Genomic DNA, 20071 nt, shown 5'->3' on the forward strand with positions numbered 1-20071 from the left:
GAACAAAATGGCAAAACTAACCGGATACGATTCATTATACATTAGCACCTTTTTTTTTCTTAAACAAATGGATCCCATCCCGAATTTTTAACCCAGGTTGATAAATCAAGCAATTCGGGATGAATTTTACGTAGGGAAGGAATGTCAGCTTGATACCCATCAGTTTCTAACCATTTAAACATTTTATTTTTCTGAAATTGATCCCTGGCAGCCTCCAAAACTTCACATGGCGTATCAAATACTTGACTAAATACTTTCGCCACTTCTGAAAGCGTCACTTCGTCCCCGGCAATTTCAATGGCCATTCCCTTGTATTTTTCCGGGGTGTTAAAGGCAATTGCAGCAAACGCCCCAATATCTTGCACCGAAATGATTTGTAATTTCGTATTCACATCTATAAATCCCTGAATCATCAACTTTTGTTCATAAACTTGACTAAATCCTATAAAGTTTTCCATGAAACCAGCCGGCCGGAGAATCGTAAAAGGTAAACCAATAGCACGTATATATTTCTCAATTTCCCACTTTGTTTCAAAATGGGGAACCCCACCATCTCTTTCAGCGCCACCGGCCGAGCCATAAACAAAATGTGAAACGCCCACCTGTTTGGCAACATCCGCTACTGTTTTCCCTTGTTGGATCTCTTTTTCGTGATTCTTAGAATACAAAGGTTGAACACTATAAACACCGTAAACCCCCCGCATAGCTTCCAAGAGAGATTGTTTATTATCCATGTTCGCTTGAACGACTGTGGCGCCTTTTTTTTGCAGTTCTTGTGCAGCCGATTGATCCGGGCGCCGCGAAACCGCGCGCACGGGCCATCCATCAGCTAATAAGTTCCTGGCAACTGCACCTCCCTGTTTTCCCGTTGCACCCAACACTAAAATGGTTTTGTCTGATTTTGTCATGTAGAAATCCTCCTTGTATTTTGTCATCCCTGCCTACATTTCAGTCGGCAGGGTCAAGCCCGGCATCGAGAAGAAGAACAAAAATCGGCGCTGTTGCATATCCAATCCAATTCAAGAAGAGATTCATCCTATACATCCGCTTTAATAGACAACTTTTGATTAATTAACACTATGTTGTTTACAATGCCATTATAGAAGAATACAAGAAACATACAATAACCAATGTTTTACGATATGTATGATAAACGACACTTTATTTAAATTTGTTACTTATTTTATAAAAGAGGGTTGAAAAAATGGCTAAGAAAACAGACCTACGAGTAAAAAGGACGAGAAAACTCATTAACGACGCATTCTTGAAGTTTATCGAAGAGAAGGGCTTTGAGGCAATGACCATTCAAGAGATCGCAGATGAAGCGTTAATCAACCGTGCAACTTTCTATCTTCACTATGATGACAAGTATGACCTTCTGGAAAAAATGAGTGCTGACGTCATCCAGGAATTGACCAGCGTCATCAATCCGCCTTTCGTCCAGGCAGATCAAGAAGTGAATATTGAGAGGTTAAAAGGCAGTGTCACCAATGTTTACCAATGTATACAAAAACATCAAATGTTCTATCAAGTCATGCTCGGTGAAAATGGAATCAATGGCTTCAGGAACAATTTAGAAGAAGTGATTCGTGAGAAGTTTGACAGGCACATAAAAGAAGTCGTGAAGGATCCAAACCAATTCCAAATCCCGGAAGATCTCCTTCTCCATTTTATCAGTGCTGCCTTTGTAGCTGTCATCCAATGGTGGTTAAACCAAGAGGAGAAGCCTACACCTGAAGAGATGGCCAACCAGCTCACCAAACTCATCACTCAAGGACCAATACAAACTGCCGGCGTCAAAATCGAATGATAGTATTTTTAAGAAAGAGTCAGGTATCGTTTCAGAAGCATTGATAATCTGACAGGAGACTTTATCATCGTTTGGAATAATCATTTTCATATTGATCCTATTTATAGGTAAACTTGGTCTGGTGACATTAGCATTTTCATTAGTTAAACAGAAAAAGGAAAATTTATGTTTCAATTGTGTATTGAGAACTACAACCAATACTCAACTTTACCGTTCACCATCCTGGTAGGTTATTCATAGATATTGGCCCTTTTGTGAATTAAAAATAGCAACCTCTTATTCCAGATAACTGCCCTTATCTGGAAGACTCAGTTTCGAGATATCTGCCTTAAAAAATATAAAATATGCTCTTTGCAAATAAAATCGCCACACGCACAAATCCCCCCTTAAGTAATAAATTCCACAAAAACGTTACAGACTTGCTTAGGATTCAATTTACATATTTGGTTAACCTAATCCAAATTTAAATATACTGAGCTTAAAAATACATCTCAAAAATTCTCAGTCGGCACGAAATCGGCACAAAGAGAAAATATAAAAATAACCCTTGATATAATCGTTGTTATATCAAGGGTTATAGCGTATTAACCGATAGAACCTTCCATTTCGAACTTAATCAGACGGTTCATTTCAACTGCATATTCCATTGGCAGTTCTTTCGTAAACGGTTCAATGAAGCCCATAACAATCATTTCAGTCGCTTCTTCTTCGGAGATACCACGGCTCATGAGATAGAACAATTGCTCTTCAGAAACTTTGGAAACTTTCGCTTCGTGTTCCAGGGAGATGTTCTCATTCATAATTTCGTTATATGGGATCGTATCCGAAGTTGACTGATTATCCATGATTAGAGTATCACATTCCACGTTTGAACGTGCTCCTTCCGCTTTGCGTCCAAATTGGACAATACCACGGTAGGTAACTTTACCTCCATGTTTGGAGATAGACTTCGATACGATGGAGGAAGACGTATTCGGCGCCAGGTGAATCATTTTCGCTCCGGCGTCCTGATGCTGACCTTTACCGGCTAGCGCAATGGACAACGTCATGCCACGAGCTCCTTCACCCTTCAGGATTACTGCTGGATACTTCATCGTCAGCTTGGAACCAAGGTTACCGTCAACCCATTCCATGGTAGCATTCGCATCCGCAGTGGCACGTTTGGTTACGAGGTTATAGACGTTATTTGCCCAGTTCTGAATAGTTGTATAACGGCAATAAGCATTTTTCTTAACGAAAATTTCAACTACTGCACTATGAAGAGAGTTCGTCGTATAGACTGGTGCTGTACACCCTTCCACATAATGCACAGATGCATCTTCGTCGACAATGATCAGCGTACGCTCAAACTGTCCCATATTTTCAGAGTTGATACGGAAATAAGCTTGAAGCGGGGTGTCTACTTTCGCTCCTTTTGGAACATAGATGAAAGAGCCACCAGACCAGACTGCGGAGTTTAAAGCCGCAAACTTGTTATCAGACGGGGGAATCACTTTTCCGAAATATTCACGGAATAGATCTTCATTTTCCTTAAGTGCGGAATCCGTATCTTTAAAGACAATCCCTTGTTTTTCCAAATCTTCCTGCATGTTATGATAAACAACTTCTGACTCATACTGTGCAGACACACCTGCCAGGTATTTCTGCTCAGCTTCTGGGATACCCAGTTTGTCGAATGTGTTCTTGATTTCTTCAGGTACTTCATCCCAGGAGCGCTCTGAACGTTCTGATGGCTTCACATAGTAAGTGATTTCGTCAAAATCAAGCTCCGCAAGATCTCCGCCCCATTGCGGCATCGGCATTTTATAGAAATGCTCCAATGACTTAAGACGGAATTCAAGCATCCACTCCGGCTCATCTTTATAACGAGAGATCTCTTCTACGATCTCTTTTGTCAGTCCTCTTTGAGTACGGAAAATGGAAATATCCTTCTCATGAAACCCATACTTATAATCTTCGATTTCTGGCGCTTTTTTGGCCATAATCAAATACCTCCTTTTGGTGTTTACCAGAAACTAGGCTTGCCCTTGTTCGTCAACACCTTTTTCCATAGCCTTCCATGCTAACGTAGCACATTTGATCCGGGCAGGGAACTTCGAAACGCCTTGAAGAGCTTCAATATCTCCCAGATCAATATCCTTTTCCTCAACTTCTTTCCCTTGCATCATATCTGAAAAGATCTTTGACATTGTCAAAGCTTCTTCTACACTTCTCCCTTTGACGGCTTGCGTCATCATGGATGCAGAAGACATGCTGATAGAACAGCCTTCCCCATCGAATTTTGCGTCTTTCACTTTTCCTTCTTCCACCTGCAGCTGCAATTGAATGCGATCACCGCAAGTGGGATTGTTCATATCGATAGCCAAGTGCTCCCCATCGATATTTCCCCGGTTACGAGGATTCTTATAATGATCCATGATGACTTGTCTATAGAGTGTATCAAGGTTGTTAAAAGACATCACCAAAATACTCCTTTGTTTTTTGTAGTCCATCGACAAGTCGATCGATGTCTTGTTCTGTGTTGTATAAATAGAAACTTGCACGGGCTGTTGCTGAAACATCGAGCCATCTCATTAATGGCTGTGCACAATGGTGACCGGCACGGACAGCAATACCTTCCGCATCAAGAACTGTTGCCACATCATGGGGATGGACGTCTTCTAAATTAAATGTAACAAGACCAGCTCTTTCTTCAGGCCCATAGATGGTCAGACCTGGAACTTCTTTCATTCGTTCCTGTGCATATGCAGCTAATTTATGCTCGTGTGCTTCTATTTGTTCTAATCCAACATCGTTCAGAAAATCGATAGCTGCACCCAAACCTATTGCTCCACCTATAATTGGAGTACCCCCTTCAAATTTCCAAGGAAGCTCTTTCCAGGTAGAATCATAGAGGTTGACGAAATCAATCATTTCCCCGCCGAACTCGAACGGTTCCATATCATTCAGCAGCTCTCGTTTTCCATAAAGGACACCAATTCCAGTAGGTCCACACATCTTGTGACCGGAGAAAGCATAGAAGTCGCAGTCCAGATCCTGAACGTCTACGTTGATATGAGGAGCGCTTTGGGCTCCATCAACCAACATGACAGCATTATGCCTGTGCGCGATTTCAGCTATTTCCTTCACAGGATTGATAGTACCTAGTACATTTGATACTTGCATGACAGCTACAATCCTTGTGTTTTCCGTAACTGTTTCTTCAACGTCCTTCAAGTCAATTGTACCATTTTCTTGAAGAGGAAGATACTTCAAAGTAGCGCCAGTGGCTTTAGCTGCCTGCTGCCAGGGAATGATGTTGCTGTGGTGCTCCATTGGTGTGATGACGATTTCATCGCCTTCCCCCAACTTCTCCCGACCGTAACTGGAAGCTACTGTATTGATTGCAGTAGTAGTACCACGAGTGAAGATGACTTCCTGGGTGCTTGATGCATTAATGAATCGACGGACTTTTTCCCGCGCTCCTTCATATTCATCAGTTGCTTTAGTCCCAAGTGTGTGAACGCCACGATGCACATTAGAATTATAATTGCGATAGTATTCTTCGAGTTTCTCAATCACCTGTACAGGCTTTTGGGAAGTAGCTGATGAATCAAGGTAAACTAACGGATGTCCGTTGACCTCCTGATCCAAAATCGGAAAGGACTGGCGGACTGTTTTTATATCCATCAATTAACTTTCCTTTCAATAACCTGTACCAGCTGCTCCTTGACTGCCTCAATTGGCAATTGTTTTACAACCGGAGCCAAGAAGCCATGGATGACTAGTCGCTCCGCTTCTTTTTGAGACATACCACGACTCATTAAATAGAAGAGCTGCATCGGATCTACACGTCCGACAGATGCAGCATGGCCTGCGGTTACGTCATCTTCATCAATCAGGAGGATCGGGTTAGCGTCTCCGCGTGCATCTTTGCTGAGCATCAATACACGGGACTCTTGCTCTGCATTTGATTTGGAAGCCCCATGTTCAATTTTTCCGATACCATTGAAAATGGAGGTAGCTGCATCCTTCATAACACCATGCTGAAGGATATACCCTTCTGAAGCTTTGCCATAATGGACGATTTTAGCAGTAAAGTTTTGTTTTTGGGAACCTCGGCCAACAGAAACGGTTTTTGCATTTCCATGAGAGTTTTCCCCCATAAGGTAAGTGAAATTTTCAGAAATGGTAAAACCATCGTTCATTTGGCCAAGCGCCCATTCGATTGTAGCATCCCGGTCAGCCACACCACGACGATTCAGGTAAGTCGTCGTTCCAGCGCCAAGAGTATCAACTGCACCAAAGGAAACTTTCGCATTATCATGAGCGAATACTTCTGTAAGGATATTCGTAACTGCTTCTTCCTCTTCCTTATTATTAGAAAGATAATTTTCTACATACGTTACGGAACTGTTTTTGTCCGCTACAACAATGACATGGTTAAATAGTGCAGCTTCCGGATCTTCCTGCCAGAAGATCGCTTGAAGCGGTTCCTCTACTTGAAGATTTTCAGGCACATAGACAAACACACCGCCATTCATTAGTGCTGCATGGAGGGCAGTCAGACGATGTTCATCAACCTGGATGCCGTCTTTCATATAATATTTTTCAACGAGGTCGCTGTTTTCCTTCATTGCTGTGAAAATGTCTGTGAAGATAACCCCTTTTTCTTTCAATTCTTCCGAAAGAGAAGCATAAGCGACACGTTGATCACGTTGTATGACGAGGTTTTGATTTTCTTTATCCTTGTCAACGAAATCCTTGATTTGTTCAGGGAGTTCGTCCAGTGAATCAAGCTTGTCTCCTCTTACATCATGAGTGAATTTAGTGAAATTCCAACGATTGATTTTGGTTTTATCAGGCTTAGGCATTGGCAGTCGTTCTGCTTGTTCCAATGCATCCAGACGAAGGGTCTTCATCCATTCTGGTTCATGTAAGCCTTCAGAAAATTTACGGACATAATCTTTATCGTATCCTAGTGAGATTTCTACTGTCATGGTATCCCTCCTATCTGTTTACGCTTGCTGGCCTACTGTTTCATCTTCTATTCCAAGCTCCTGCTTGATCCAGTCATAACCTTCTTCTTCCAGACGCTGTGCAAGTTCTGGTCCGCCGGATTTGACAATACGCCCCTGCATCATAACGTGAACTTTGTCAGGAGTGATATAGTTCAATAAACGCTGGTAGTGTGTAATGATCAAGCAGCCGAAGTCTTCACTGCGCATTTGATTGATCCCTTTGGAAACTACTTTCAATGCATCGATATCCAGACCGGAGTCGATTTCATCCAGAATAGCAATAGCTGGCTTGAGCATCATCAATTGAAGAATTTCATTCCGCTTTTTCTCCCCGCCTGAGAAACCTTCATTAAGATAACGCTGTGCCATGTTTTTATCCATGTCAAGGACGTCCATCGTATCGTCCATTTCTTTAATGAACTTCATCAAGGAAATCTCATCGCCTTCTTCACGACGGGAGTTGATGGAAGAACGTAAGAAATCGGAGTTAGTGACACCACTGATTTCACTTGGATATTGCATAGCCAGGAAAAGCCCGGCCTGTGCTCGCTCATCCACTTCCATTTCAAGCACATCTTTACCGTCGATGTATACTTCCCCTTCCGTCACTTCATATTTGGGATGGCCCATGATAGCTGAAGCTAAAGTGGACTTTCCTGTACCATTTGGTCCCATTACCGCATGAAATTCTCCACCATTAATCGTAAGGTTCACTCCGCTTAAAATTTCATCACCTTCGATTGCTACGTGAAGATTTTTGATTTCTAAAGTTGATCCTGCCATAACTAATACCTCCATATCTATGATCAATGTTTTTTGATTTGGATCAAAAATCCATTCTCAATCTATTCTCATTACAATCTTATATCAAATCGAATCTGTTATCAACTTTTTCAGACTGTATTCCACAAGGTCAATACAAGGCCTACCGCCTTTGCAGCCTGAATTTCAGGATAACATGTTTTTTCCTTATTATATAGTAACTCCTTTTAATTAGAGGAGACGCTAAACGTATTATAACCTGATATCATCAAAAAATCAGGTGACTGGTGCCACCTGATTCCTGAATTTATTATTTATGCAATTGACGATCTACTTCAGCCACTATTTTACGGCTCTCTTCGTATTCCTTTTGACGACGCTTTTCAACTTCTAAACGCTGATCTAATTTATTGCTATATTCTGCATATCCCATTCCATGAGATTGCTGCATAGCTTTCTCCATTTCAGAGGTATAATTCAGCTTGAGTTGGTCGTTAATAATAAATCAATCCTTTCAGAATTTTTGTACAGTTTTAACCTTAACACAAATATTCTACCCGAACCAAAATTGGATTAAACTTATTTTGGCCGCTAAAGCGATAAAGAGTATTTTTATCAAAGGTTTAGTGGGGCCGTAAATACAATACATCCAATTTACTTCCAAATACTCCTTGTTTCATAAGTTGCATCAATGGGGTGCCGCAGATAGTTCCTGATAGGCCTCCTGGACAAGGGTTACAGCCTGACTCATTGCCGCTCCACCGCCGAAAGCTGCAGAAACACCACAAGCCTCCATGATTTCCTGTTCACTGGCACCTTGATCAATACAACCTTTCGTATGGTAGATCATGCAATATTCATCCTGAGCCACAATACTTATACCAAGAGCAATCAGTTGTTTTTCCTTTTTCGAAAGATTTCCTTCTTCAAAACACGCTTCAGAAAAAGCGTTGAAATGCCTTGCGAGTTCAGGCATTTTTTCCGTAAAAGTACCAATGCCGTGTTTATATTCCTGTAAGTAGGCTTCTGTAAATGTCATTTTTTGTTCTTCCATTGAAAAGAACCTCCCAGGTTGTAATTTTCTACTGCTAGTATAAGCAATATCGATAACTTTATCCTGTCCGTCCTGCTGCTTTTTTTACCAGATACCAATTAATCTCCTTTAAGCGGAAAATGTTGTACTTTTTTACATAAGATAAAAGAACACTGTACCTTTGTTCCGCGGATATTACTGCTTCTTCTTTACTGCCGGAAAAATGCTTCCAACAATATTAACGGGGGAAAAGAAATGAATAGAAGATTGGTTTTTCAGAATATCTCCCGGGATCAGATGGATTTCCACGAGGTATTCAACTGTATCTATAGCTTTATGAAAGAAGAACCTATAGGCAAATATAAATTGATGATCGGCACAGATTCCCAGGTACACAAAAATGCCACCGTCTTTATTACAGGTATAGTTGTACAAAGGATGAGTCAAGGGGTCTGGGCATGCTTCAGAAAAGAAGTGGTGCCACGAAAAATGGATGTTTTAGGAGAAAGGATTTCGTTTGAGACTGCACTTACAGAAGAGGTTGCCAGTCTTTTCACAGGAGATTTAAAGGAGAAACTAATTTCCATTGTTCTTCCCTATATATACAAGGGCGCAAGTTTTGATTTGGAGGGGCATCTGGACATAGGCTCAGAAGAACGCAACAGGACCAGAATTTATGTTAATGAAATGATGTCAAGACTTCGATCACTAGGACTCGTACCCAAGATTAAACCGGAAGCGATCGTTGCGAGCGGGTATGCTAACAAGTATACTAAATGATGTACGAAGAATTTGAACACACAAAGAAAGGAGCTTCCTTCTATGGACGAAGCACCCCTTTTTGAACTTCCTGATATTCATACGGGTGAATCATATCATCTGGAAAAAGACCTGGGTAAAATTATCGTGCTGACATTTTGGACATCCTGGTGCCCGGATTGTGCAAAAGATCTCCCCCTAAAAGAAAAGCTCCATCAATCGATGGATGCAGATAAAGTTAAAATGATTACAATTAATGTGACAGGAAGAGAACGTGAGCAGGGTGAAGGAACAAGATTCGCCGAAAAGTTCCTGTCTCAGCTGACTCTGAAAGATGTCGATCGCACCGTCTATGATCAATATGGATGTACAGGGGTACCAACAACAATAATTATCACCCAAGAAGGTGATATTGCTGCCCATTTAAATGACCAGACATCTTTTTTGACAATTGTCGAAAAAATTGGCAACATGCTCTCCTGATTATCTTCCCAACAGAAATAATGACTCCAGGAAGAGGATATCCCTGTAGGCTCCTTGAATTTGAATTAAATGCGTCGGTATTTTAGTCAATTGTTTTTTTCCTTCCAATACTTCGGCTATTACCTCCGGATGACCTTTCAGAGTCACCCTTCTTCCTAAATAATCGCGGGCCCGCTCTGTTTCGATATGATTATTCGTTACACAGATCTGAACAGTCTGATGCAGATTGTCAAAACAAATCAAAAGTGAACGCTTCTTCCATCTAGGCAGCAAATCCTTCCTGCAGGCAACCTGCTCCTGCCATGCAAGCACATGCTCTTGTAACATAATAAATCCCCCATTGGTTTTTGATTAACATGTGTTTCGCCAAGGGAGCTTAATTCACCTTCTTAATTAAATCAGATTCGTTCGTTATTTCTCGGGAAATAATGAGCAGAGTTGACGTATTGTGACACCAGTTTATACATGTAAGGAACTGAATGGAATGCATACACTTTTTCCACTACTCTCGGTCCTGATGTTATTAACAGACAAGGGACACTTTCAATTTGATACTGTTTCATAAATTCAGGATGAAGTGTTGCATTCAATTCATAAAAAATTGCTTTATCCCACGTTTTTTCTATAGTCTCGAGCATTTTCCGGGCAACCTTGCATGTGCCGCAAAAAGGACTGTGGATAAAAGTCAGAATATATCCGCCCATCACTATTTTCTCGTTTGAATTAAATATATTTAGTTCTTCCATTTTAATACTCCCCTATTAAAGCAAATAAATCGGCTTGACTTGGAAATGCTGACTTAATAACGCCCTGGCCAATTCCGGTTCTGGTGTGGTGGCGACCTCTCGATAACCTTTGTTGATATACATATGTTCTGCATGAGGCAATTCCTGAGTCAATTGTCTTCTTAATTTATTACCTGAATAATCTTCATCAACCAGAATATAAACCGGGCGGTGGTCCAGGCTATAATCGAAAATCAATTCTTCCATTCTTTCGACACCTAGTGTTCCATGTGTACATATAATTTCAACTTCTTCATCCAGAATTTTTGATATCTGCCTTTTATCGGTTATGCCCTCGACAATCAATATAGGCTTTTTATCTTCGATATTCATCACTGTTCCCACCCGTTATTTTTAGTTGCCTGGCGATTTTAAAACAGACCATGCTCATGAAAAAGCATGGTCTGGAATCTTTCTTTATAATCTCATTAACACCAACCGTTCTGGTCGCAATCGACATATTGCCCGACTTTAGGCGCCTTCGATTGTTTGGCCGGCTGACGAGCATGTTTCCGTTGTACTGCAGTATTTCCGTTATCCCTTTTTTCCCGGGAGGTTCCGGATTGATTCGTATGTTCCATAAGGTCACCTCCTACTGGGTAGGGTGTCCAAATGGATTGGAATTAATCTTCTGTAATCATTTCCTCATACTGTTCTGCAGTCATTAACTCGTCCATTTCGGACTGATTGGAAGGTTCGACAATAACCATCCATGCTTTCTCGTATGGAGATTCATTTACAAACTCAGGACTATCTTCCAGATCTTCATTAACCTCGACAACTTTTCCGCTTACTGGTGCATATAACTCGGATACAGTCTTAACGGACTCTACACTGCCAAATGGCTCGTCCGCTTCCAATTCTTCGCCAACTTCAGGGAGCTCAACGAAAACGATATCCCCAAGTTCAGATTGGGCAAAATCTGTAATTCCGATACGGACTTTCCCGCCTTCTTCTTTCACCCATTCGTGTTCTTCTGAATAACGTAAATCTTTTGGTAAACTCATTAGTACCCCTCCAAATTATAATAGTTATAAACAACAAACCACTATTAACATAAAAGCATTACGCTTTTATTTCCAATCATCTGCTCAGAATGTGAATACCCGTCATTTCCAAGTATTCTCGAATTCCGCTTCTTTAAACCCGACTGTTATATTCTTGCCATCAGTTATTATTGGTCGCTTAATCAGCATTCCATCAGAGGCTAACCAGGATACCATCTCATCTTCGTTTGCATCCTTAAGCTTATCTTTCATTCCGAGTTCCCGATATTTTTTACCACTGGTATTAAAAAACTTTCTGGCGGGAAGATTACTTTTTTCTATAAAGTCTTTCAACTGTGACTCTGACGGCGGATGTTCCACAATATGTACGGTTTCATAGTCCACTCCATTTCCATCGAGCCACTTTTTGGCTTTTTTGCATGTTCCACAGTTTGGATACCAATAAAAGGTCACTGCCACAAGTTTCGACCTCCTTTTGACTGACTTCCCCTCCATTCTACCATAACTGCCAGAAGTTTTTCAGTTAACAATAGCGATTCTATGTAAAGCTTACTATGGCGGTAAACCAGTATCGGAATGTTCCACAAAAAACAAGTGCCTCGGATGCTATGTTACGCAGCCGACGCACCTGAAACTTCTCTATAAAGACGTTATACGATATATTTTTCTTCGTTTATTAAAGCACAAGCAATTTCTCGTTTTTTGCTGATGACATTGACAGGTGTATGTCTTGTCAGTTTTCTCAACGCTCCAAGCATGATTCTTAACGTATCCCCTGTCTCAGAGGCGATTAAAGTTTCTTTTGCGTGGGCTTCAATACGGTTAAAAGCTTCCTGGACGTATACCTGGGTATATAAAAGTTTCTGCTTTTCTTTTTCTGCCCCTGCTTTTTCAAGCGCTTTTTCCGTACGGAGAACTGCAGATTCCATATTATAAACTTCTGCTACGATATCAGCGATATTAACAAGCAGTTCTTGTTCGTATTCTAATTTTTCACCGTATTTTTGTGCAGCAAGCCCTGCTGCTACTAGTGCAATTTTCTTTGCGTTTTTCACAAGGTACTTTTCTTGTTCCAATGCACCTTCTCCGGGCTCTTCCGGCATCATCATCATTAATTCTTCCTGAAGGGATTGAGCCTTTTGAAGTAAAGGCAATTCACCTTTCATAGCCTTTTTCAAAAGTGTACCCGGGACCAGCAGGCGATTGATTTCATTTGTACCTTCAAATATTCTGTTGATTCTCGAATCCCTGTACATCCGTTCTACCTCATACTCCTGCATAAAGCCGTAACCACCATGGATCTGCACTGCTTCATCAACAGCAAAGTCGAGCAGTTCTGTTCCAAACACTTTATTTAAAGAACATTCAATCGCATACTCAGCAATTACCTTAGCAACTGCTTTTCCATCCTTAAGTTCTTCATTCGAAAGCTTTCCCATGCTTTGTTCGAAAAGCCCGACCGTCCGGTAAACAGCACTTTCATTCGCATAGGTATTGGCTGCAACAGAAGAAAGCTTTTCCTGAATCAACGGAAAACTCGATATTGCCTTTTGGAATTGTTTCCGCTGGTTGGCGTATTTGACTGCCAGTTCAATTGCGCGTTTGGAACCGCCGACTCCGCCAATTGCAAGTTTATAGCGGCCAACATTCAAGATATTAAATGCGATGACATGCCCACGACCGATTTCTCCCAAAACATTTTCAACTGGCACTTCAGCATCCTCCAGAATCAAAGTACGTGTAGAAGAGCTCTTAATACCCATTTTCTTTTCTTCAGGACCTGTGGAAACCCCTGGGTATTCTCTCTCAACAATAAATGCAGTAAATTTGTCTCCATCAATTTTGGCATAAACCACAAAGACATCCGCAAATGCCGAGTTAGTGATCCATTGCTTTTCACCATTCAAAATATAATGCGTTCCTGCTTCATTCAATTTTGCAGTCGTTTTTGCCCCTAATGCATCGGAGCCGGAACCTGGTTCTGTTAATGCATACGCAGCCAGCAATTCACCAGTAGCAAGCTTGGGAAGATATTTTTGTTTCTGAGCTTCATTACCGAAAAAAACAATGGGGAGTGAACCGATACCCACGTGGGCACCATGGGTGACAGAAAAGCCTCCTGCACGCGAGAATTTTTCTGTAATCAAAGAGGAGCTGACTTTATCCAATCCTAAACCGCCATATTCCTCTGGCACATCGACGCCTAAGAGACCAAGCTCCCCTGCCTTTTTCAAAAGTGCAACGGAGTGTTCGAATTCATGGTTTTCCAGTTGATCTATTTTAGGCAAAACATCCCCAAGCACGAAATCTTCAGTGGTTTTGGCTATCATCAAGTGTTCGTCTGAAAAGTCTTCAGGTGTCAACACATCTTCAGCCGCAATGTCTTCAATTAAAAATCCTCCGCCTTTAAAGACCTTTTCCTTTGTTTCCCCCATTTACATTTCCTCCCTTATATTAATTCGAAAACGCCAGCAGCTCCCATTCCTCCGCCAATACACATCGTTACTACGCCAAATTGCTCGTTTCTCCGTTTCATTTCATGGATAAGACTGAGGGTCAATTTCGTTCCCGAGCATCCCAGCGGATGTCCCAGGGCAATTGCACCTCCATTTACGTTTACTTTATCCATGTCAAGGCCAAGCTCCTGAATTACCCGGAGAGACTGGGAAGCAAATGCTTCATTCAACTCAATCAGGCCGATATCTTCCTGTGTAAGTCCCGCTAGTTTTAATGCTTTTGGAATTGCAGCTATCGGTCCTACGCCCATAATTTCCGGTTCAACCCCAGCCACTGCGAATGCTCTGAATTTAACCAATGGCTTAAGACCTTCAGCTTCCGCTTTTTTTCGATCCATAACGAGAACAGATGCCGCACCGTCACTCATCTGCGAAGAATTACCGGCTGTTACAGAACCATCAATTGAAAAAGCTGGTTTTAGTTGGGATAATACTTCCACCGTCGTACCTGGCCGGACGCCTTCATCCTCAGAGAACAGGGTTTTTCTCTCGTTTATTTTATTGTCTGAACCAACCTCACGTTCCGTTACCTCCACGGGTACAATTTCTTCCTCAAACTTACCTGCTCGGATCGCTGCATAAGCCCGTTTATGGCTTTCTGCCGCAAACGTGTCTTGATCTTCGCGTGAAATACCAAATCGCTTAGCAACTTCTTCCGCTGTATGACCCATTGACATATAATAACCAGGTGCATTTTCCACTATTTGAATATTAGGTTTAATCACGTGTCCAGGTACAGGGACCATACTCATTGATTCTGCTCCACCAGCCAATACCGTATCGCTATGCCCAACCATTATTCTCTCCGCTGCAAAAGCAATGCTTTGCAGACCGGAAGAGCAATACCGATTAATGGTGATTCCAGGAATAGTATGGGGCAGCCCTGCAAGCGCACCAATATTCCTTGCCATATTCATCCCTTGTTCGGCTTCAGGGATGGCGCACCCAATGATAAGGTCATCGATGTTCCCTTCATAATTCCCAGCACGTTTTAAAGTTTCTTTTATCGTTAACGCAGCCAAATCATCAGGGCGCGTATTTGTCAACGTACCTTTCTTAGCTTTGCCGACAGGCGTTCTCGCCCCGGCAACGATTACTGCTTCTTTCATTCTTCCTTCCCCCTTCGGTCAGAGTTGTTTCCGAGGCTAATTGCGAAGTGGTTTTCCTTTCATCAACATATGCTGCATCCGCTGCTGTGTTTTAGGTTCCCCAACCAAACTTAAAAATGCTTCCCGTTCAAGATCCAATAAGTACTGCTCATCTACGAACGTACCTTCTTTCAAACGTCCTCCTGCCAGGACAAATGCCAGTTTTTCGGCAATTTTCAAATCATGTTCCGATGCATAACCGCCAAGACCTAAAGATTTTGCCCCAAGCAACATCGTGGCGTAACCTTGTTCTCCTACTACAGGTATTTTCGTCCGTTTTGGAGCAGTATACCCGGAGCGTGCCAGCCCAAGAACTTTTTGTTTCGCATCGTGGAGGAGGTGATCTCCGTTTACACTGAGTGCATCACTAGCATCAAGGTAACCATTCTCGCGGGCTTCTTCCCCGGAGGTAGATACCTTTGCCATAGCGATTTTTTCAAAAACGGTGTTCGCAACTTTTTGTAAATCAAAATCGATTCCTTGCGGGATATTACGGAGGTGCTTCAAATATAATTCTTTATTACCGCCTCCTCCAGGTATGAGGCCGACCCCTGTTTCAACAAGGCCCATATAGGTTTCCTGAGAAGCCTGTATGGCAGCAGCCGGAAGACAGACCTCCGCTCCTCCTCCCAAAGTCATCCCAAAAGGAGCAGCAACTACTGGTTTGTCAGAGTACTTTATTCTCATCATCGCTTCTTGGAATTTTTTGACCACTAACTCGATTTCGAAAAAATTGAAGTCCTGTGCTTCTATCAAAATCATGCCGATATTGGCACCTACACAGAAGTTTTTGCCCTGGTTTCCGATCACAAGCCCTTCATAGTTACGTTCCACTTCTTCCAGGGAGAAGTTGATCATCTGAATAATATCCAATCCAATCGCGTTGCTTTGTGAGTGGAATTCTAACCCGGCTACACCATCTCCTAAATCTATCAGGCTTGCTCCAGTGTTTTTCTTAATCACTTCATTTGTTTCCTTAAGAAGTTTTAAATTAAATTCTTTTTCATTAATTTTTTTAAAACGGTACTCGTTGAAATGATAAAAGAAAACGCTGCCATTTTCCTGCTTATAAAACTTTTCATGCCCGTTGGCTAGCATATGCTCCAGCCAGTCAGGGAGAGTGTGACCTTCTTTTTTCATCCGGTCAGTGGATTGTTTTACCCCAAGAGCATCCCACATTTCAAATGGACCCAGTTCCCAGCCAAATCCCCACTTCATTGCATTATCGATGGAAGGAATGTCGTCTGCTATTTCTCCAAGCAGATCAGCAGAATAGATCAGAACCGGCTTTATGATTGACCACAGTAAATCGCCTGCACGATCACCTTCTGAATAAACCAGTGACTTCAGCTTCCTTTTTGTCCCCTTTTCCTGTTTGGCCATTTCTGTTGCTTTTGTTTTAAGCTTGTTCCGCGGTTCATAATCCATTTTTGAAGGATTAAGTTGTAATATTTCACTGCCTTCTTTACCTTTCTTTTTCAAGAAAAATCCCTGGCCTGACTTTGAACCAAGCCAGCCATTATTTTGCATCTGTTTCATGAAATCCGGTATTTCAAAGACTTTTTGTTCTTGGCCATCCACCTTTTTATGGACATTGTCTGCCACATGTATGAAGGTATCCAGACCGACAACATCGAGTGTACGGAAGGTTGCACTTTTTGGTCTGCCAATCATCGGACCTGTTACAGAATCGATTTCTCCGACGCTATAGCCTTTTTCAAGCATTTCACGGACTGTAACCATCAGTCCGTATGTACCGATCCTGTTTGCTATGAAATTAGGAGTATCTTTTGCTTCCACAACTCCCTTTCCTAGAATATCTTCGCCAAACTTTTTCATAAACTTCACTATATCTGAATCTGTATCTTTGGTAGGAATGATTTCCAGCAGTTTTAAATAACGCGGCGGATTAAAAAAGTGTGTCCCTAAAAAATGTTTCTTGAAGTCATCTGACCTGCCATCCGCCATCGCCTCAATAGAAATACCTGAAGTATTGGAGCTGACGATCGTTCCCTGCTTTCGGTAATCTTCCACTTTGGAATAGACCTTTCGTTTAATATCAAGATTTTCCACAACAACTTCAATGATCCAATCAACTTCCGCTAATTTCTCCATGTGATCATCCATATTACCAACCTGTATCAGTTCAAGGTTTTGTTTACTTGTTAATGGGGAAGGTTTTTGTTTCAATAATGCTTGTTTATTACCTGCAGCGATTTTGTTCCTTACTGCAGGATCCTCCAGCGACATACCTTTTTGTTTCTCTTTATCAGTCAATTTTCCTGGCACGATATCCAGCATCAATGTCTGAATGCCGACATTCGCCAGATGGGCTGCTATTCCAGCCCCCATGACGCCGGATCCAAGTACCGCTGCACGCTTGATCTTACGGTTCATTCTTTAGTCCCCCTAACCAGTTTGAATGAATACTCATTCATTTTTTGGATAAAAAAAGAAACCCTTCCATTTCCAATATCTAATTTAACTATAAAATATTTTCAGATATTTCGCAATCCTTTTTCATTTCAACATCAGGAAATTTTTTGCAGATTTAACGATTTATATAATGCTCCCTGAAAATCTGGCCAATAATGAAAATACCCAGAGCTGAACGATAAAATCGTCAGACTCGGGTATTTGTTGATTCCTATTAAAAGACACAGCAGTTCTTCAGTATCACTTTATATACTGCTTTAATTCATTTACCAAATACACCTTTCAAAACAAAGGCTACGTTTGCAGGACGCTCTGCCAACCGGCGCATAAAGTACCCGTACCAGTCGTTTCCATAAGGTACATAAACACGCATCTTGTATCCTTCGGCAACTAATTCCTCCTGGCGCTCCACCCGGATACCATAAAGCATCTGGAACTCAAACAGGTCATTCGAGATATTATGCTCTTTCACCAGCTTTTTTGTATACTCAATCATAGCATCATCGTGTGTAGCAACGGCTGTATAATTCCCGTTCAGTAAATGCATCTTGATGATTTTCTTGAAATTATCATCGACATCCTTCTTCTCAGGGAACGCAACTTTCGGAGACTCTTTATAAGCCCCTTTGACAAGGCGGAGGTTGGGGTTGTATTCATCCAGTTCTTCGATATCCTTTGCAGTACGATAAAGATACGCCTGCAGGACAGTACCGACGTTGTCATATTCAGAGCGTAATTCCTTAAATATATCAATCGTTTTTTGGCATCGTTCATAATCTTCCATATCAATGGTAATGAAGACTTCATATTCTTTACCTGCTTTAAGAATACGGCGCATATTCTCCATAACCAGATCTTGGGAAATATCAAGCCCCATTGATGTCATTTTTAAAGAAAGCTGGGAATCAAGATTATCTTCCGAAATCGCTTTGATTGCTTCTATGCAATCATCGGCTGCTTTTCTTGCTTCGTGTTCACTATCAATGAATTCACCCAGATGATCAATAGTGACCGACATGCCTTTCTCATTCAGTTTCTGTATCGAACGGACTGCATCAGGGATAGTTTCACCTGCAACAAACCGTCCAGCCCCAAAACGCAGACCATATCGTTTAGCAAGCTTAGTGAAAAATCTATTTTTTGATAAAAACAAGAAAAAGTTTCTCAGCAACTGCTCCATGATGATCCCCCTCAAAAACTTTCCTCTATACTAAGATTGTTATTTTTTTGTAAACGAATACACAAATCCATTTTATCACTTTTTGTTGGAAGTGGGTATATTTTCGCAAAATTAATCGAATAGTCGGAGTACTACCATAACGCCGCCTATCACTTACCCTCAAGGCAGGTATCTGCTTCAGTCCAAGTGTAATTCCCAGTGAACCCTCATAGTAAACAATTTTTGGGATAAACTAAGGCGGAAATAAATAAAGGAGGGACCAAATATGGAACAACAAAATCAGCCTGCTATGCAGCAGGCACAACCGATGCCACAACCGCCAAACATGGTCACCAGTAAAGATCAGCTTTATATCACAGATATGCTGTCATGGAATCTGAATGCCTGTAAGAAAGCCCACTTCTATGCCCAACAATGTCAGGATCCTCAGTTGAAAGCTGCTCTAGATGAGGCTGGTCAGATGCATGAACGTCATTACAATAAAATTTTGGGACATCTGAATAACCAGACTTCCCCATTAAATTAAGGGAGTGGAAATGATGAATCAACAAAATCAGCAAAGTCAAAAAATCCAAAATCCTGAAACAACTGTGCCGAAAACCCCGCAGATGAATGAACGTGATTTCGTGAACGATCAGTTGACTACAGAAAAATACATGACAGCCTCCTATAACGTGGCACTGAATGAGGCCAGTAATGAGGCATTATACACCGACCTGGCAACCATTTTCAAAGAGACACAGGATTGTCAGCGAAACCTCTACAACCTGATGTTTAAAAACGGATGGTATGCTCTTGAAGCAGCCGATCAGCAGAAGACACAACAGGCTTACCAGCAATTCACCGGATATAAAAACCAGCTTCCATACGGGACTCAATAACATAGAAGGCAAAAAATCCTGGAAGATTGATTCTTCCAGGATTTTTTCATTACCCTACTGGTTCATACCCTTGTTCTTCGATGGCATCCTTCATTTTTTCTTTCGTGACGAATGCTTCATCGTATTTGACATCTACTTTCCCGGAGTCCAGATGTACTTCTACTCCATGTACACCTTCTAACTCTTCAAGAGCACCCTTTACTGCCTGTTCACAGTGACCACAAGTCATACCGTTAACTTCTAAAGTTAATTCCATCTACCTCATCCTTTC

The 20071-nt window shown here is 41.5% G+C and carries 24 protein-coding genes; 5 read left to right on the plus strand and 19 right to left on the minus strand.

Translation table 11 applies throughout. The features are described 5' to 3' along the window. Nucleotides 1-59: 59 nt before the first annotated feature. Nucleotides 60-908, minus strand: coding sequence for an NmrA/HSCARG family protein (locus JOC33_RS00695; RefSeq protein ID WP_205090042.1), 849 nt, complete (start codon nt 906-908; stop codon nt 60-62). 296 nt (nt 909-1204) lie between these two features. Between JOC33_RS00695 and JOC33_RS00700 the strand changes: the two genes are divergently transcribed. Further along, entirely contained in the window at nt 1205-1810 is a 606-nt protein-coding gene (locus JOC33_RS00700) for a TetR/AcrR family transcriptional regulator (RefSeq protein WP_205090043.1), read from the plus strand. Nucleotides 1811-2394: 584 nt separating this feature from the next. Here the strand turns inward: JOC33_RS00700 and sufB are convergent. The 7 genes from sufB to JOC33_RS00735 all read right to left on the minus strand — a co-directional run bounded on the left by sufB (nt 2395) and on the right by JOC33_RS00735 (nt 8626). Beyond that, nucleotides 2395-3792 (minus strand): Fe-S cluster assembly protein SufB, encoded by a 1398-nt coding sequence (gene sufB, locus JOC33_RS00705; protein ID WP_205090044.1) that lies wholly within the window; start codon nt 3790-3792, stop codon nt 2395-2397. Nucleotides 3793-3825: 33 nt separating this feature from the next. Beyond that, nucleotides 3826-4269 carry a Fe-S cluster assembly sulfur transfer protein SufU gene (gene sufU / locus JOC33_RS00710; RefSeq protein WP_205090045.1) on the minus strand — a complete coding sequence of 148 codons (444 nt, stop codon included), beginning with the start codon at nt 4267-4269 and terminating at the stop codon, nt 3826-3828. After that, nucleotides 4259-5479, minus strand: coding sequence for a cysteine desulfurase (locus JOC33_RS00715; protein WP_205090046.1), 1221 nt, complete (start codon nt 5477-5479; stop codon nt 4259-4261). The genes sufU and JOC33_RS00715 overlap by 11 nt, the downstream gene beginning before the upstream one ends. Continuing rightward, nucleotides 5479-6789 (minus strand): Fe-S cluster assembly protein SufD, encoded by a 1311-nt coding sequence (gene sufD / locus JOC33_RS00720; protein ID WP_205090047.1) that lies wholly within the window; start codon nt 6787-6789, stop codon nt 5479-5481. The genes JOC33_RS00715 and sufD overlap by 1 nt, the downstream gene beginning before the upstream one ends. An 18-nt stretch (nt 6790-6807) precedes the next feature. Continuing rightward, nucleotides 6808-7593 carry a Fe-S cluster assembly ATPase SufC gene (gene sufC, locus JOC33_RS00725; protein ID WP_205090049.1) on the minus strand — a complete coding sequence of 262 codons (786 nt, stop codon included), beginning with the start codon at nt 7591-7593 and terminating at the stop codon, nt 6808-6810. A gap of 289 nt (nt 7594-7882) precedes the next feature. Continuing rightward, on the minus strand, nt 7883-8023 hold the full coding sequence (locus tag JOC33_RS00730) for a YuzK family famiily protein (protein WP_205091561.1): 141 nt from the start codon (nt 8021-8023) through the stop codon (nt 7883-7885). A gap of 237 nt (nt 8024-8260) precedes the next feature. After that, nucleotides 8261-8626 (minus strand): carboxymuconolactone decarboxylase family protein, encoded by a 366-nt coding sequence (locus JOC33_RS00735; RefSeq protein WP_205090050.1) that lies wholly within the window; start codon nt 8624-8626, stop codon nt 8261-8263. A 234-nt stretch (nt 8627-8860) separates the two neighbouring features. Here JOC33_RS00735 and JOC33_RS00740 point away from each other — a divergent pair, with 234 nt between their 5' ends. Then, nucleotides 8861-9385 (plus strand): ribonuclease H-like YkuK family protein, encoded by a 525-nt coding sequence (locus tag JOC33_RS00740; RefSeq protein ID WP_205090053.1) that lies wholly within the window; start codon nt 8861-8863, stop codon nt 9383-9385. Between the two features lie 42 nt (nt 9386-9427). Further along, nucleotides 9428-9847, plus strand: a complete 420-nt coding sequence (locus JOC33_RS00745; RefSeq protein ID WP_205090055.1) for a TlpA family protein disulfide reductase — start codon at nt 9428-9430, stop codon at nt 9845-9847. On the opposite strand, the gene JOC33_RS00750 is transcribed toward JOC33_RS00745, so the two are convergent. From JOC33_RS00750 to JOC33_RS00795, 10 genes are all read right to left on the minus strand, one after another. Continuing rightward, nucleotides 9848-10174, minus strand: a complete 327-nt coding sequence (locus JOC33_RS00750; RefSeq protein WP_205090057.1) for a hypothetical protein — start codon at nt 10172-10174, stop codon at nt 9848-9850. Between the two features lie 71 nt (nt 10175-10245). Then, nucleotides 10246-10593 (minus strand): thioredoxin family protein, encoded by a 348-nt coding sequence (locus tag JOC33_RS00755; protein ID WP_205090058.1) that lies wholly within the window; start codon nt 10591-10593, stop codon nt 10246-10248. 15 nt (nt 10594-10608) lie between these two features. Continuing rightward, nucleotides 10609-10965 carry a toprim domain-containing protein gene (locus tag JOC33_RS00760; protein ID WP_205090059.1) on the minus strand — a complete coding sequence of 119 codons (357 nt, stop codon included), beginning with the start codon at nt 10963-10965 and terminating at the stop codon, nt 10609-10611. Between the two features lie 95 nt (nt 10966-11060). Beyond that, nucleotides 11061-11213 (minus strand): hypothetical protein, encoded by a 153-nt coding sequence (locus JOC33_RS00765; RefSeq protein WP_205090060.1) that lies wholly within the window; start codon nt 11211-11213, stop codon nt 11061-11063. Between the two features lie 42 nt (nt 11214-11255). Continuing rightward, nucleotides 11256-11639, minus strand: a complete 384-nt coding sequence (gene gcvH / locus JOC33_RS00770; RefSeq protein ID WP_205090061.1) for a glycine cleavage system protein GcvH — start codon at nt 11637-11639, stop codon at nt 11256-11258. Nucleotides 11640-11741: 102 nt separating this feature from the next. After that, the gene (locus JOC33_RS00775) at nt 11742-12098 is read right to left on the minus strand and encodes an arsenate reductase family protein (RefSeq protein WP_338054454.1); all 357 of its coding nucleotides are present in this window, start codon (nt 12096-12098) and stop codon (nt 11742-11744) included. A 191-nt stretch (nt 12099-12289) separates the two neighbouring features. Beyond that, nucleotides 12290-14074: an acyl-CoA dehydrogenase family protein gene (locus JOC33_RS00780; RefSeq protein WP_205090066.1), complete on the minus strand. Its 1785-nt coding sequence runs from the start codon at nt 14072-14074 to the stop codon at nt 12290-12292. 14 nt (nt 14075-14088) lie between these two features. Next, nucleotides 14089-15264, minus strand: coding sequence for an acetyl-CoA C-acetyltransferase (locus JOC33_RS00785; protein WP_205090067.1), 1176 nt, complete (start codon nt 15262-15264; stop codon nt 14089-14091). Between the two features lie 36 nt (nt 15265-15300). After that, nucleotides 15301-17700 (minus strand): 3-hydroxyacyl-CoA dehydrogenase/enoyl-CoA hydratase family protein, encoded by a 2400-nt coding sequence (locus tag JOC33_RS00790; RefSeq protein ID WP_205090068.1) that lies wholly within the window; start codon nt 17698-17700, stop codon nt 15301-15303. 301 nt (nt 17701-18001) lie between these two features. Then, nucleotides 18002-18919 (minus strand): proline dehydrogenase family protein, encoded by a 918-nt coding sequence (locus JOC33_RS00795; RefSeq protein WP_205090070.1) that lies wholly within the window; start codon nt 18917-18919, stop codon nt 18002-18004. Nucleotides 18920-19184: 265 nt separating this feature from the next. On the opposite strand from JOC33_RS00795, the gene JOC33_RS00800 reads away from it, so the two are divergent. Both JOC33_RS00800 and JOC33_RS00805 read left to right on the plus strand, forming a co-directional pair. Then, nucleotides 19185-19445, plus strand: coding sequence for a hypothetical protein (locus tag JOC33_RS00800; RefSeq protein ID WP_205090071.1), 261 nt, complete (start codon nt 19185-19187; stop codon nt 19443-19445). Nucleotides 19446-19458: 13 nt separating this feature from the next. Beyond that, complete coding sequence (locus tag JOC33_RS00805) at nt 19459-19800, plus strand: spore coat protein (RefSeq protein WP_205091493.1); 342 nt, start codon at nt 19459-19461, stop codon at nt 19798-19800. A 49-nt stretch (nt 19801-19849) separates the two neighbouring features. Here the strand turns inward: JOC33_RS00805 and copZ are convergent, their stop codons facing one another. Further along, nucleotides 19850-20056, minus strand: coding sequence for a copper chaperone CopZ (copZ, locus tag JOC33_RS00810; protein WP_205090072.1), 207 nt, complete (start codon nt 20054-20056; stop codon nt 19850-19852). Between the last annotated feature and the right edge of the window lie 15 nt (nt 20057-20071).

The sequence above is a fragment of the Thalassobacillus pellis genome, assembly GCF_016908295.1.
Taxonomy (GTDB): domain Bacteria; phylum Bacillota; class Bacilli; order Bacillales; family Halobacillaceae; genus Thalassobacillus; species Thalassobacillus pellis.

Excerpts from the sequence above, each read along its gene's own strand:
- JOC33_RS00695 (WP_205090042.1), bottom strand. The coding sequence starts at position 908 with ATGACAAAATCAGACAAAACCATTTTAGTGTTGGGTGCAACGGGAAAA.
- JOC33_RS00700 (WP_205090043.1), top strand. The coding sequence starts at position 1,205 with ATGGCTAAGAAAACAGACCTACGAGTAAAAAGGACGAGAAAACTCATT.
- sufB (WP_205090044.1), bottom strand. The coding sequence starts at position 3,792 with ATGGCCAAAAAAGCGCCAGAAATCGAAGATTATAAGTATGGGTTTCAT.
- sufU (WP_205090045.1), bottom strand. The coding sequence starts at position 4,269 with ATGTCTTTTAACAACCTTGATACACTCTATAGACAAGTCATCATGGAT.
- JOC33_RS00715 (WP_205090046.1), bottom strand. The coding sequence starts at position 5,479 with ATGGATATAAAAACAGTCCGCCAGTCCTTTCCGATTTTGGATCAGGAG.
- sufD (WP_205090047.1), bottom strand. The coding sequence starts at position 6,789 with ATGACAGTAGAAATCTCACTAGGATACGATAAAGATTATGTCCGTAAA.
- sufC (WP_205090049.1), bottom strand. The coding sequence starts at position 7,593 with ATGGCAGGATCAACTTTAGAAATCAAAAATCTTCACGTAGCAATCGAA.
- JOC33_RS00730 (WP_205091561.1), bottom strand. The coding sequence starts at position 8,023 with ATGCAGCAATCTCATGGAATGGGATATGCAGAATATAGCAATAAATTA.
- JOC33_RS00735 (WP_205090050.1), bottom strand. The coding sequence starts at position 8,626 with ATGGAAGAACAAAAAATGACATTTACAGAAGCCTACTTACAGGAATAT.
- JOC33_RS00740 (WP_205090053.1), top strand. The coding sequence starts at position 8,861 with ATGAATAGAAGATTGGTTTTTCAGAATATCTCCCGGGATCAGATGGAT.
- JOC33_RS00745 (WP_205090055.1), top strand. The coding sequence starts at position 9,428 with ATGGACGAAGCACCCCTTTTTGAACTTCCTGATATTCATACGGGTGAA.
- JOC33_RS00750 (WP_205090057.1), bottom strand. The coding sequence starts at position 10,174 with ATGTTACAAGAGCATGTGCTTGCATGGCAGGAGCAGGTTGCCTGCAGG.
- JOC33_RS00755 (WP_205090058.1), bottom strand. The coding sequence starts at position 10,593 with ATGGAAGAACTAAATATATTTAATTCAAACGAGAAAATAGTGATGGGC.
- JOC33_RS00760 (WP_205090059.1), bottom strand. The coding sequence starts at position 10,965 with ATGAATATCGAAGATAAAAAGCCTATATTGATTGTCGAGGGCATAACC.
- JOC33_RS00765 (WP_205090060.1), bottom strand. The coding sequence starts at position 11,213 with ATGGAACATACGAATCAATCCGGAACCTCCCGGGAAAAAAGGGATAAC.
- gcvH (WP_205090061.1), bottom strand. The coding sequence starts at position 11,639 with ATGAGTTTACCAAAAGATTTACGTTATTCAGAAGAACACGAATGGGTG.
- JOC33_RS00780 (WP_205090066.1), bottom strand. The coding sequence starts at position 14,074 with ATGGGGGAAACAAAGGAAAAGGTCTTTAAAGGCGGAGGATTTTTAATT.
- JOC33_RS00785 (WP_205090067.1), bottom strand. The coding sequence starts at position 15,264 with ATGAAAGAAGCAGTAATCGTTGCCGGGGCGAGAACGCCTGTCGGCAAA.
- JOC33_RS00790 (WP_205090068.1), bottom strand. The coding sequence starts at position 17,700 with ATGAACCGTAAGATCAAGCGTGCAGCGGTACTTGGATCCGGCGTCATG.
- JOC33_RS00795 (WP_205090070.1), bottom strand. The coding sequence starts at position 18,919 with ATGGAGCAGTTGCTGAGAAACTTTTTCTTGTTTTTATCAAAAAATAGA.
- JOC33_RS00800 (WP_205090071.1), top strand. The coding sequence starts at position 19,185 with ATGGAACAACAAAATCAGCCTGCTATGCAGCAGGCACAACCGATGCCA.
- JOC33_RS00805 (WP_205091493.1), top strand. The coding sequence starts at position 19,459 with ATGAATCAACAAAATCAGCAAAGTCAAAAAATCCAAAATCCTGAAACA.
- copZ (WP_205090072.1), bottom strand. The coding sequence starts at position 20,056 with ATGGAATTAACTTTAGAAGTTAACGGTATGACTTGTGGTCACTGTGAA.